Annotated in this window: 11 protein-coding genes; 8 read left to right on the top strand and 3 right to left on the bottom strand. The window is 61.2% G+C overall.

Annotated features, from left to right (window positions below; translation table 11 throughout):
• Positions 1-7: 7 nt before the first annotated feature.
• The gene (locus ACYZTS_RS15145) at positions 8-634 is read right to left on the bottom strand and encodes a TetR/AcrR family transcriptional regulator (RefSeq protein ID WP_461990166.1); all 627 of its coding nucleotides are present in this window, start codon (positions 632-634) and stop codon (positions 8-10) included.
• Between the two features lie 177 nt (positions 635-811).
• On the opposite strand from ACYZTS_RS15145, the gene ACYZTS_RS15140 reads away from it, so the two are divergent.
• The 8 genes from ACYZTS_RS15140 to ppnP all read left to right on the top strand — a co-directional run bounded on the left by ACYZTS_RS15140 (position 812) and on the right by ppnP (position 10,145).
• Positions 812-2,614 (top strand): acyclic terpene utilization AtuA family protein, encoded by a 1,803-nt coding sequence (locus ACYZTS_RS15140; RefSeq protein ID WP_461990164.1) that lies wholly within the window; start codon positions 812-814, stop codon positions 2,612-2,614.
• A 12-nt stretch (positions 2,615-2,626) separates the two neighbouring features.
• The gene (locus ACYZTS_RS15135) at positions 2,627-3,511 is read left to right on the top strand and encodes an SDR family oxidoreductase (protein ID WP_461990163.1); all 885 of its coding nucleotides are present in this window, start codon (positions 2,627-2,629) and stop codon (positions 3,509-3,511) included.
• A 3-nt stretch (positions 3,512-3,514) separates the two neighbouring features.
• A complete protein-coding gene (gene atuC / locus ACYZTS_RS15130) occupies positions 3,515-5,131 on the top strand; it encodes a geranyl-CoA carboxylase subunit beta (protein WP_461990161.1) in 1,617 nt (538 codons plus the stop codon).
• Positions 5,132-5,155: 24 nt separating this feature from the next.
• Complete coding sequence (gene atuD, locus ACYZTS_RS15125) at positions 5,156-6,313, top strand: citronellyl-CoA dehydrogenase (RefSeq protein ID WP_461990160.1); 1,158 nt, start codon at positions 5,156-5,158, stop codon at positions 6,311-6,313.
• The gene (locus tag ACYZTS_RS15120) at positions 6,310-7,107 is read left to right on the top strand and encodes an enoyl-CoA hydratase/isomerase family protein (RefSeq protein WP_461990158.1); all 798 of its coding nucleotides are present in this window, start codon (positions 6,310-6,312) and stop codon (positions 7,105-7,107) included. The genes atuD and ACYZTS_RS15120 overlap by 4 nt, the downstream gene beginning before the upstream one ends.
• 108 nt (positions 7,108-7,215) lie before the next feature.
• A complete protein-coding gene (locus tag ACYZTS_RS15115) occupies positions 7,216-9,177 on the top strand; it encodes an acetyl/propionyl/methylcrotonyl-CoA carboxylase subunit alpha (RefSeq protein WP_461990156.1) in 1,962 nt (653 codons plus the stop codon).
• 71 nt (positions 9,178-9,248) lie between these two features.
• On the top strand, positions 9,249-9,791 hold the full coding sequence (locus ACYZTS_RS15110) for a 3'-5' exonuclease (RefSeq protein ID WP_461990154.1): 543 nt from the start codon (positions 9,249-9,251) through the stop codon (positions 9,789-9,791).
• Between the two features lie 69 nt (positions 9,792-9,860).
• On the top strand, positions 9,861-10,145 hold the full coding sequence (gene ppnP, locus ACYZTS_RS15105; RefSeq protein WP_461990152.1) for a pyrimidine/purine nucleoside phosphorylase: 285 nt from the start codon (positions 9,861-9,863) through the stop codon (positions 10,143-10,145).
• Positions 10,146-10,213: 68 nt separating this feature from the next.
• Here the strand turns inward: ppnP and ACYZTS_RS15100 are convergent, their stop codons facing one another.
• Both ACYZTS_RS15100 and ACYZTS_RS15095 read right to left on the bottom strand, forming a co-directional pair.
• Entirely contained in the window at positions 10,214-11,017 is an 804-nt protein-coding gene (locus tag ACYZTS_RS15100; protein ID WP_461990150.1) for an MOSC domain-containing protein, read from the bottom strand.
• Positions 11,018-11,107: 90 nt separating this feature from the next.
• On the bottom strand, positions 11,108-12,043 hold the full coding sequence (locus tag ACYZTS_RS15095) for a chemotaxis protein CheV (protein ID WP_461990148.1): 936 nt from the start codon (positions 12,041-12,043) through the stop codon (positions 11,108-11,110).
• Positions 12,044-12,093: the final 50 nt, after the last annotated feature.

The raw sequence follows: 12,093 nt of genomic DNA, 5'->3' as shown, positions 1-12,093 counted from the left end.
GCCGATACTACTGTTTTTCTTCCAGAACCAGAATCAATGCCTCATCGGCCAATTGATCGAGGTTCATGCTGCCCTCGGGGCGGAACCAGGTGGTGGTCCAGGACAGCGCGCCCGTGAGGAAACGTCGGGTGATGAACACATCACCACGGATCATTCCGGCCTGTCTGGCCTCACCCAGCACCTCAAGCCAGAGTTCTTCATACACATCACGCAGCGCCAGTACTTTCGCCTGACCGTCCTCGGACAGCGAACGCCATTCATACACCAACACCGCCATGGCTTCACCACTGCCGCCCATGATCGACTGCAATTCACAGCGAATCAGCGCCAACACCCGCTCGCGCACGTTGGCGGCGTCGGCCAGTGCGGCACGCATGAGCGCGGTGTTGTAGCGGATGGTTTCTTCCATCACCGCGCGCAGGATCTCGTCCTTGCTTTTGAAGTGATGAAAGATGCTGCCCGACTGTATGCCCACCGCGCCGGCCAGGTCACGCACGGTGGTGCGCTCGTAGCCCTTGTTGCGAAACAGATGGGCGGCCACTTGCAGCAATTTGCCACGGGCGCTGTCCGGGTCGGTCAACTCGCCGTTATCGACCAGCTCACGCATGACCCGCAGGGCTTTTTGCTCGTCCACCCGTTCTCTCCTACAGTCGATCAATCAATACGCCGCGCGCCGCAAAACAGCGCAGTAGCGCCGGCAATTTAAGCTGGCGCAGGCAACCAAGCAAGCGCTCGGGAAGAAGATCGCAGCGCCCGTTTACAAACCAAGCGCTTGCTTGGTAGTCTCGAACCCATTCCGTCGGAGGTGGCTATGCCGTTGACTGCGCCCAAAACAATCCGCATCGGTTGCGCCAGCGCGTTCTGGGGCGACACCTCAACCGCTGCGGCGCAACTGGTTGAAGGCGGACGCCTGGACTACCTGGTGTTCGATTATCTGGCCGAAATCACGATGTCGATCATGGCCGGCGCACAAATGAAAGATCCACAGGCGGGTTACGCCAGTGACTTCATCGAAGTGCTCGGCCCGCTCCTGCCTCAGCTTGCCGAACAAAAAATCCGCGTCATCAGCAACGCCGGCGGGGTCAATCCGCAGGCCTGCGCCGCCGCGCTGCAATCGGCTTGCGACAAAGCGGGCGTGAACCTGAAGATCGCCGTGCTGCTCGGCGACGACTTGCAGCCACAGTTCAAACGGCTCAGCACCAGCGGTATCAAGGAAATGTTCAGCGGCACTGCGCTGCCGCCGATGTGCGTGTCGACCAACGCCTACCTGGGTGCGCCGGGAATTGTCGAAGCACTGCGCCTGGGCGCGGACATCGTCATCACTGGCCGCGTGGTCGACAGCGCAGTGGTCAGTGCCGCGCTGGTGCATGAATTCGCCTGGTCCTGGCAGGATTACGACAAACTCGCGCAAGCCGCGCTCGCCGGGCACATCATCGAATGCGGCGCGCAGTGCACCGGCGGCAACTTCACCGATTGGCGCGAGGTGCCGGACTACGAGCACATCGGTTTTCCGATCGTCGAGGTCAGCGCCGACAGCCAGTTCATCGTCAGCAAACCCGAAAGCTCCGGGGGTCTGATCACACCCCTGACCGTCGGCGAGCAGATGCTGTACGAAATCGGCAATCCACAGGCGTATCTACTGCCAGACGTGGTCTGTGATTTCACCCAGGTGAAACTTGTTCAACAGGGCCGCAATGCGGTGCAGGTGCACGGTGCCAAAGGCCTGCCGCCGCCCGATCAATACAAGGTCAGCGCGACGTATCTTGATGGATTTCGTTGCACCGCCAGTTGTTTGATCGCCGGTATCGATGCCGTCGACAAGGCGCGGCGGGTCGGTGAAGCCATCATCAACAAGACTTCGCAAATGTTCAGCGAACGTGGCTGGGCGCCGTACAGCGAAGTGAATATCGAACTGCTCGGCAGCGAGGCCACGTATGGCCCGCATGGCCAGCGCCAGGACAGCCGCGAAGTGGTGATCAAGCTTGCCGTGCGCCATCCGCACAAACAGGCGCTGATTCTGTTCTCGCGGGAGATCGCCCAAGCCGCCACTGGCATGGCGCCGGGGTTGACCGGCATCGTCGGCGGACGGCCGACGGTGTATCCGCTGATCCGCCTGTTTTCGTTTCTGATCGACAAAACAGCCTGCGACCTGCAAATCGATTTCGGGAGCCAGCGCCATCCGTGCACGCTGCCCGCCATCGAGCGGCTTGATACGGCGGACTTGCCGGTGCCGCTGGAGCCGCCCAAACCGGACGGCCGAGCCGATGCCAGCGTGCCTTTGGTCAAACTGGCGGTCGCGCGCTCGGGGGATAAAGGCAATCACAGCAACATTGGGGTCATGGCCCGCGAACCGGAATTCCTGCCGTGGATCGCCGAAGCGCTGACCCCGGAAGTGATCGTCGACTGGATGCGCCACGTGCTCGACCCGATCCACGGTCGCGTAAATCGCTGGTACCTGCCCGCCACCCACAGCCTCAACTTTCTTTTGGAAAACGCCTTGGGCGGCGGGGGCATGGCCAGTCTGCGCATCGATCCACAAGGCAAAGCCTTTGCCCAGCAACTGCTGGAGATCCAGATTCCGGTGCCGCAGAGCATCGCCGACCAGGTCAACTAGAGGACTGCCGCCGTGGCCTACGACTCGATTTTCAAAGCCGATCTGTTTGCCGGTCAGAGCATTATCGTCACCGGCGGCGGCAGCGGCATCGGCCGCTGCACCGCACACGAACTGGCGGCGCTCGGCGCGCAGGTGCTGCTGATCGGGCGCAAGGCCGACAAGCTGCAGACCGTCGCGGCGGAGATTGCCGAAGACGGCGGCCAGGCTGACTGGCGGACCTGCGACATTCGCGACGAAGACGCTGTGCGGCAATTGATCAGCGAGCTGATCGGCAAGCACGGCCCGATCCATGGTCTGGTCAACAATGCCGGCGGGCAATATCCGGCGCCACTGGCCTCGATCAATCAGAAGGGTTTTGAAACCGTGATGCGCACCAATCTGGTCGGCGGGTTCCTGATGGCGCGCGAAGTGTTCAATCAATCCATGAGCAAGCACGGCGGCGCCATCGTCAACATGCTCGCCGACATGTGGGGCGGCATGCCCGGCATGGGTCACTCGGGCGCTGCGCGCTCGGGCATGGACAACCTGACCAAGACCGCCGCGCTCGAGTGGGGTTATGCCGGGGTGCGGGTGAACGCCGTGGCGCCGGGCTGGATCGCGTCGAGCGGCATGGACACCTACGAAGGCGCCTTCAAAGCGGTAATTCCGACCTTGCGCGAGCACGTGCCACTCAAACGCATCGGCACCGAATCGGAAGTCAGCGCGGCGATCGTGTTTCTGCTCAGCCCGGCTGCCGCTTTCGTCAGCGGCAGCACCCTGCGCATCGATGGCGCCGCCAGCCTCGGCGGTCGGGCGTGGCCGTTGCACAAGGCGCAGAACAGCGAATCCTATAACGGTTTTCATCGCGCGTACTTGCCGCAAGTGCTGCAGCCGGACGTCCCCAAGGACAAGGAATAAGCCATGCCGGTGATCCAGTCGCACATCGACCCGCACAGCGAACAATTCGCCAGCAACCGTGCCGCGATGCTGGTCGGCATCGAACAGGTCCGTCAACTCGAGCAGAACGTGCTGAACAAGGCGGCGGAAGCCAAAGGCAAATTCGAAAAACGCGGACAATTGCTACCCCGCGAACGCCTCAATCTGCTGCTCGACCCCGGCGCCCCGTTCCTCGAGCTGGCGAGCCTGGCCGGCTATAAATTGCATGACGACAAGGACGGCAGTTCAGCCGGCGGCGGGTTGATTGCCGGGATTGGTTATGTGTCCGGGGTGCGCGTGCTGGTGGTGGCGAACAACAGCGCAATCAAGGGCGGGACCATTTCCCCCAGCGGCCTGAAAAAATCCCTGCGCCTGCAACAGATCGCCACCGAGAACAAACTGCCGGTGATCACCCTCGCGGAAAGCGGCGGCGCCAACCTTAATTACGCGGCAGATATTTTCGTCGAAGGCGCGCGCAGCTTTGCCAATCAGGCGCGGATGTCGGCCATGGGCTTGCCGCAGATTACCGTAGTGCACGGCTCGGCGACGGCAGGCGGTGCCTATCAGCCCGGCTTGTCCGATTACGTGGTGGTGGTGCGTGGCAACGCCAAGTTGTTTCTGGCCGGGCCGCCATTGTTGAAAGCGGCGACCGGCGAAATCGCCACCGATGAAGAATTGGGCGGCGCAGAAATGCACGCGCAAGTCGCCGGCACCGCTGAGTACCTGGCCGAGAACGATGCCGACGGCGTACGTCAGGCGCGCGAGATCGTCAGCCTGCTGGGCTGGAACGAGCAACTGCCGTGGCTGGCCGAGCTTGCGGTGGACGAACCGCTCTACCCGATCGATGAATTGTTGGGGCTGATCCCGGACGATCCGAAAAAACCTTACGACGTGCGGGAAATCATCGCGCGGATTGCCGATGGCTCAAGGTTTCTGGAATTCAAAAGCGAGTTCGACCAGCAAACGATTTGCGGCCATCTGCACATTCAAGGACGCGCCTGCGGCTTCATCGGCAACAACGGTCCGATCACCCCGAAGGGTGCCAGCAAGGCCGCGCAATTCATTCAGCTGTGCGACCAGAGTCAGACGCCGCTGCTGTTTTTTCATAACACCACCGGGTTCATGGTCGGCACCGAGTCAGAGCAGCAAGGCGTCATCAAGCACGGCGCCAAAATGATTCAGGCCGTCGCCAATGCGCGGGTGCCTAAATTGACCATCGTGGTCGGCGGCTCGTATGGCGCGGGCAATTACGCGATGTGTGGCCGTGGCCTGGACCCACGCTTCATCTTCGCCTGGCCGAACAGTCGCACCTCGGTGATGGGCGGCGCCCAGGCCGGCAAAGTGCTGCGCATTGTCACCGAGGCCAAACAGCTCAAGGAGGGTCTGGTGCCGGACCCGAAAATGCTCGACATGCTGGAACAGGTCACCGCGCAGAAACTCGACAGCCAATCCACCGCGCTGTACGGCAGCGCCAATCTGTGGGATGACGGTTTGATCGACCCACGCGATACCCGAACCTTGCTCGGCTACCTGCTGGACATCTGTCACGAAGCCGAGGTGCGGCGGCTGCACCCCAACACTTTTGGCGTAGCCCGGTTCTGAACCGGCGAGAGGAGAACAATAAAAATGATCTTCACCCAGGAACATGAAGCACTGCGCCGCACGGTCCGCCAGTTCGTCGACCACGAGATCAATCCGCACGTGGATGAATGGGAAAAAGCCGGGCGTTTTCCCATTCACGAGATTTTCCGCAAGGCCGGCGAACTCGGCCTGCTGGGCATTTCCAAGCCGGAGAAATTCGGCGGCATGGGGCTCGATTACAGCTACTCGATCGTGGCCGCCGAAGAGTTCGGCACCATTCGCTGCGGCGGCATTCCGATGTCCATCGGCGTGCAAACCGACATGTGCACCCCGGCCCTGGCCCGCTTCGGTTCCGATGAATTGCGTGAAGAGTTCCTGCGCCCGGCGATCAGCGGCGAACAGGTCGGTTGCATTGGCGTTTCCGAAGTCGGTGCCGGCTCCGATGTCGCCGGGCTGAAAACCGTCGCGCGCAAGGATGGCAATGACTACGTGATCAACGGCAGCAAAATGTGGATCACCAACTCGCCGAGCGCCGATTTCATTTGCCTGCTGGCCAACACCTCTGACGACAAACCGCACATCAACAAGTCACTGATCATGGTGCCGATGACCACACCGGGGATCAGCCTCAGCTCGCACCTGGACAAGCTCGGCATGCGCAGTTCGGAAACCGCCCAGGTGTTTTTCGACGACGTGCGCGTGCCGCAGCGAAATCGCATCGGCCATGAAGGCGCCGGGTTCATGATGCAGATGCTGCAGTTTCAGGAAGAGCGACTGTTCGGCGCGGCGAACATGATCAAGGGCCTGGAATACTGCATCGACAGCACCATCGAATACTGCAAGGAGCGCAAGACCTTCGGCAACGCGCTGATCGACAATCAGGTCATCCACTTCCGTCTCGCCGAGCTGCAAACCGAAATCGAATGCCTGCGCGCGCTGGTGTATCAGGCCACCGAGCAATACATCAAAGGTCAGGATGTCACGCGGCTGGCGTCGATGGCCAAACTCAAGGCCGGACGCCTGGGCCGCGAAGTCAGCGACAGTTGCCTGCAATATTGGGGCGGTATGGGCTTCATGTGGGACAACCCGGTGGCCCGGGCCTATCGCGACGTGCGGCTGGTGTCGATTGGCGGCGGCGCGGACGAGATCATGCTGGGCATCATTTGCAAACTCATGGGCACTTTGCCGGGGAAAAAGAAGTGAGCGCCCTGCCGGTTTGCCAGACGTTATTGCTCGAGCTGCACAACGGCGTGCTGCACATCACCCTGAACCGGCCGCAAAGCCGCAACGCCATGAGCTTGCAGATGGTTGCCGAGCTGAGGTCGGTACTGACGACAGTGCGCGACGATCGCAGCGTTCGGGCCTTGGTCATCGGTGGCGCCGATGGGCATTTCTGCGCTGGTGGCGACATCCGGGATATGGCCGAGGCCCGCGCTCAAGGCGCTTCGGCGTACCGCGATTTGAACCGCGCATTCGGCGCGCTGTTACAAGAAGTCCAGCATGCGCCGCAGGTGGTCATCACCGTATTGCAAGGCGCCGTGCTGGGCGGCGGGCTGGGCCTGGCGTGCGTCAGTGATGTGGCCCTCGCCGATCACCAGGCGCAATTCGGCCTGCCGGAGACCAGCCTCGGTTTGCTTCCCGCACAGATCGCGCCGTTCGTGGTGCAGCGCATCGGCCTGACCCAGGCGCGACGTTTGGCCCTGACGGCGGCACGTTTCGATGGCAGTTACGCGCGGCAGATCGGCTTGGTGCACTTCGTCGAGCATGACGCGCAAGCCTTGGCAGAACGCCTCGATGAGGTGTTGGCACATGTGTTGTGCTGCGCGCCCGAGGCGAATGCGCGAACCAAAAAACTCTTGCTGGCGAGTGCGGGACAGCCGTCCGATGCCTTGCTCGATGAAGCCGCGACAGGATTCAGCGAAGCGGTGACCGGCGCGGAAGGGATCGAGGGGACAATGGCGTTCATGCAAAAGCGTAAGCCGGGGTGGGCCTCTTAAAAGCTTCGCGAACAAGCCCGCTCCCACATTGAAATGCACTGCAAATGTGGTAGCGGGCTTACTCGCGAAGAGGCCATCGCATTCACCGCACAACTTGAGAGAAAACCAATGGCCCGACTCAGAAAAATCCTGATCGCCAACCGCGGTGAAATCGCCTGCCGCATCCAGCGCACCGCGCAAGCCCTGGGCTACCGCACCGTCGCCGTCTTCAGCGACGCCGACGCCGAATCCTTGCACGTGCAGATCGCCGACGAAGCCGTCAACATTGGCCCCGCGCCTGTGCAGCATTCGTACCTGAACATTCCCGCCATCCTCGACGCCGCCCGGCGCAGCGGCGCTGACGCGATCCATCCCGGCTACGGTTTCCTCTCGGAAAACGCTGAATTCGCCCTCGCCTGCCAGCACGCCGGCGTCACTTTCATCGGCCCGAGCCCCGACGCAATCGAGCTGATGGGCAGCAAACGCCTGTCGAAACTGGCCATGCTTGAGGCCGGCGTGCCGTGCATCAAGGGGTATCAAGGCGCCGAGCAGGACGACGCAACGCTAAGCCGCGAAGCCGAGCGCATCGGCTATCCGCTGATGATCAAGGCCAGTGCCGGCGGCGGCGGACGGGGCATGCGCCTGGTGCAGCGTGCCGAGGACCTGCTCGAACAGTTGCGTACCGCGCGCTCCGAAGCGCTGCACGGTTTTGGCAACGATGAGTTGATTCTCGAACAAGCCTTGATCGATCCGCGCCACGTGGAAGTGCAGCTGTTCGGCGATCATCACGGCCATCTGATCTACCTCGGCGAGCGCGACTGCTCGATTCAGCGCCGGCACCAGAAAGTCATTGAAGAAGCGCCCTGCCCGATCATGACCGCCGACTTGCGCCAGGCCATGGGTGAGGCGGCGCTCAAAGCCGGGCGTGCCGTAAATTATGTCGGCGCAGGGACGGTGGAATTTCTGCTGGATGCGCGCGGGCAATTCTACTTTCTGGAAATGAACACCCGGCTGCAGGTGGAACACCCGGTGACGGAGCTGATCACCGGTCTCGATCTGGTGGCCTGGCAACTGCGGGTTGCCGAAGGCTTACCACTGCCGCTGAGTCAGGAGCAGGTGCAACTGAATGGCCACGCCATGGAAGTGCGTCTGTATGCCGAAGATCCGGCTCGGGATTTCCTCCCGCAGACCGGCCGGATTGCTGCGTGGCAACCCGCGCTGCAAGAGGGTGTGCGGATCGACCATGGACTGATCGAAGGCCAGTCTGTCAGCCCTTTTTACGACCCCATGCTGGGCAAGATCATCGCCCACGGAGCAACCCGCGAAGAGGCCCGACGCAAGTTGCTGCGGGCAGTGCAAGACAGCGTGCTGCTCGGTGTGCAGAGCAATCAGCGCTTGCTGGCCGACCTGCTCGATCACCCGCTATTCATCGAGGGCCAGTTCAGTACCGGATTCATTCCAGCGTGGTTCAGCGACCACCCCTCTCTGCAACCGCACGTGCCCGATGCTAAGGAGCTGGCGATCGCGGCGGCCTTGTTTTATCAAGCGGCAACACTCGCGCATCCCGTCGCGCTGGCGGGGTGGAGGAACAACGCCAGCGTGCCGCTGAACTATCGCTTCGGTCTGGAGGAACAGGAATGGCCGGTGCTATTGCAGGCAATGCGCGGCGAACCGTATCAAATTGAAGTGGCCGAGCAGGTTTTTCAGCTGAACGTCTTAGCGTGCGACGGTCGCTGGGCCACGCTGGAAATCAACGGGATCCGCCAGCATTACGCCTATCGAATGGAGGCCGGGCAGCTCTGGTTATGGACGCGCCCGGGCGGTCTGCACCTGCTGGATCGGACACAGACTTTGATCGCCGGCGGCACGCGCGTTACTTCCGGTACCCTCAAGGCGCCCATGGACGGGGCCATCGTCGATGTACTGGTCGCTGAAGGTTCACCGGTCAGCAAAGGCCAACTGTTGGTGGTGCTTGAGGCCATGAAGATGGAGCATCCGCTGAAGTCCGGGATCGACGGCGTGCTCAAGCGCTTGCAGGTGCAGGTCGGCGATCAGGTAAAAAATCGTCAGATTTTGTTGGAGGTCGAATAAGCCGCTAGGCGGATTCGCTGCGTTTGGCTACGCTCAAGGCCTATCAGGACGCGGATATCAGGAAACCTGCAATGCCTCACTGGCTGGTCATTGATCTGGAAGCCACCACCGATGAGGGTGGCTGGCCTGTTACGGAAATGGAGATCATCGAGATCGGTGCCACGCTCGTGGACCGCCAAGGCCGCGAACTGGATCATTTCCAGCGCTTCGTGCGACCCTTGCGCCGCCCCTTGCTCACCACGTTTTGTCGGGAGTTGACCCGCATCACCCAAGCCAATATCGACACCGCCGAACCGCTGACACAAGTCTGGACGGCCTTCGAACGCTGGCTCGGCCAGCATCACTCACGTCTTGAAGGCTGGGCCAGTTGGGGCGATTACGATCGCCAGCAACTGCTGCAGGAGTGGCAGCGACTGCAACTTGTCAGCGTCTTGAGCGGTGTGCCGCATATGAACCTCAAACAGCGCTTTGCCAAGGCGCGGCGTCTGGAGCGCCCGCTTGGTCTCAACAGTGCATTGCAACTGGCGGGCATGCAGTTCAACGGGCAGCAACACCGGGCGCTGGAAGATGCGCGCAATACGGCACGTCTGTTGCCGCTGGTGCTGCCGCTTTAGACAGGTGACGGCGCCAGGGGCCTTGTGCATACTGGCCGGCCCTTTCCAGCCCTTTTCGAGGAACCGCCCATGTTTAAAGTCAACGAGTACTTCGACGGCACCGTCAAGTCGATCGCCTTTGGCACCGCTGAAGGTCCGGCGACCATCGGCGTCATGGCTCCGGGCGAATACGAATTCGGCACCAGCCAGCGTGAAATCATGCACGTGGTGACCGGCGCGCTGACCGTCCAACTGCCGGACAGCAGCGACTGGGAAACTTTCGAGGCCGGCAGCCAGTTCAACGTGCCCGCCAACAGCAAATTCCAGCTGAAAGTGGCCGTCGACACCGCTTACCTGTGCGAATACCGCGGCTGAGCCCAGGTTTCATCACGCAAAAAAAATGCCCGTGTCCAGCGACACGGGCATTTTTCATTCGGGCTGGCTTATTCCAGGATCGTCACCGGCATGCCCACTTCGAGTCGGCCAACGCCATCGTTGACCAGATTCTGGCCAAACATCGCGCCGTCTTCCTGCGCACGGTACTTCTGCAAGGTCAACAGCGGCTCACGATCAGCACTGCGCTCCCCGGTTTGCGGGTCCACGGTGGTCAGAATGCAACGTGAACACGGCTTGACCACGCGAAACTCGACATCGCCGATACGGATGCGCTTCCAGCCATCTTCGGCAAATGCCTCGATGCCCTCAATCACCAGATTCGGTCGAAATCGCAGCATTTCCAGCGGGCGCCCGACTTTCTGCGACAAATCTTCCAGCGAACCCTGGCCGATCAGCAACAGCGGGAAGCCATCGGCAAATGCCACCTGATCATCGTCGTTGCCATAACCGGCCTGGGTCATGCGCGCACGCTCGAGGGGGATCTGTACCAGACGGGTCGGCTTGCCGATGAACTCGCTGACCCAGGCGCCGGCGGCATCACCGGCATCCGGCACGCGCAGGCTGTCACGAAAAATCGTCACCCCGCGCAGTTCGGCATCAGCGGTCGGCAGCGCGATATCAATGGCCGAGCGACCCGGCGCACTGAGCGTGATGCCACCCTCTGTATTCCACACCGCCGACAATTGACTCATCTGGCCGACCACACGCTGACTCAGAAAACGGCCACTGGCCTCGTCCACCAGCATCCAGCGTCGATCCCCATCCAGCCCCAGTTTGTCCAGGCTGATCTGTTGCAGGGGCTCGGCCTTGCAGGATTTCAAGGGATAACGATAAAGCGCGCTCAGACGCATGGCCAGCTCCCTGGTGAGTAAAACCGCCACCCTATACGAGCCTGATCGTTGAATCAAAGGCTGACATCACGTCAGCCGCTATCTGTGATGTCAGGCAGGCACTTCATCGAGCATCAGGCGCTGACGCACCACATCGACGAGTTTGTCCGGCTGAAATTTCGAGAGGAAATTATCGCAGCCGACTTTCTTCACCATCGAGTCGTTGAAGCTGCCGGACAGTGAGGTGTGCAACACCACATACAGCCCGCGCAGACGTGGATCGTTACGAATTTCGGTGGTCAGGCGATAACCGTCCATTTCCGGCATTTCTGCGTCGGTGAACACCATCAACAGTTTGTCGGTCATGCTGACCCCGGTATCGGCCCAGGCTTTGAGCATGTTCAACGCTTTCAAACCGTCACTGGCCACGTGCATTTTCACGCCCAACTGGCCGAGGGTGTCTCGCAATTGCGAGAGCGCCACTTTGGAGTCGTCGACCAGTAACACCTCGCGGCCACGGGCGCGTTCAAGGATCGGATCGTCGAGTTTTTCACGGGACACTTTCGCGTTGTAGGGGACGATTTCAGCAAGGACTTTTTCGACGTCGATGATTTCCACCAGTTGATCGTCGACCTTGCTGATGGCGGTCAGGTAATGCTGGCGACCGGCGCTGGTGGGCGGCGGCAGGATGGCTTCCCAGTTCATGTTGACGATGCGGTCGACACCACCGACCAGGAATGCCTGCACGGAGCGGTTGTACTCGGTGACGATGATCGTACTGGTCGCGCTCGGCACCAGTGGACGCATGCCGATCGCCTGAGACAAATCGATTACCGGCAACGTCTGGCCCCGCAGGTTGACTACCCCGCAGACGAACGGATGCCGCTGGGGCATCAGCGTCAGCTTGGGCAGTTGCAAGACTTCCTGAACCTTGAACACGTTGATCGCAAACAGTTGTCGCCCGGCCAGGCGAAACATGAGGATTTCCAGGCGATTCTCACCCACCAGTTGTGTGCGTTGGTCTACCGTGTCGAGAATGCCGGCCATCAATGACTCCTGGGCTTGTTCTGATGAATTCACTAAAGAGGGTTATCGGC

Source organism: Pseudomonas sp. TMB3-21, from assembly GCF_054898145.1.
The sequence above is the reverse complement of the archived record's forward strand: the minus strand, read 5'-3'. Positions and strand labels throughout refer to the sequence as shown.

What these genes read in the sequence shown, in the direction of transcription:
- atuC (WP_461990161.1), top strand. Translation starts at nt 3,515, where the DNA reads ATGCCGGTGATCCAGTCGCACATCGACCCGCACAGCGAACAATTCGCC.
- ACYZTS_RS15095 (WP_461990148.1), bottom strand. Translation starts at nt 12,043, where the DNA reads ATGGCCGGCATTCTCGACACGGTAGACCAACGCACACAACTGGTGGGT.
- ACYZTS_RS15110 (WP_461990154.1), top strand. Translation starts at nt 9,249, where the DNA reads ATGCCTCACTGGCTGGTCATTGATCTGGAAGCCACCACCGATGAGGGT.
- atuD (WP_461990160.1), top strand. Translation starts at nt 5,156, where the DNA reads ATGATCTTCACCCAGGAACATGAAGCACTGCGCCGCACGGTCCGCCAG.
- ppnP (WP_461990152.1), top strand. Translation starts at nt 9,861, where the DNA reads ATGTTTAAAGTCAACGAGTACTTCGACGGCACCGTCAAGTCGATCGCC.
- ACYZTS_RS15115 (WP_461990156.1), top strand. Translation starts at nt 7,216, where the DNA reads ATGGCCCGACTCAGAAAAATCCTGATCGCCAACCGCGGTGAAATCGCC.
- ACYZTS_RS15100 (WP_461990150.1), bottom strand. Translation starts at nt 11,017, where the DNA reads ATGCGTCTGAGCGCGCTTTATCGTTATCCCTTGAAATCCTGCAAGGCC.
- ACYZTS_RS15140 (WP_461990164.1), top strand. Translation starts at nt 812, where the DNA reads ATGCCGTTGACTGCGCCCAAAACAATCCGCATCGGTTGCGCCAGCGCG.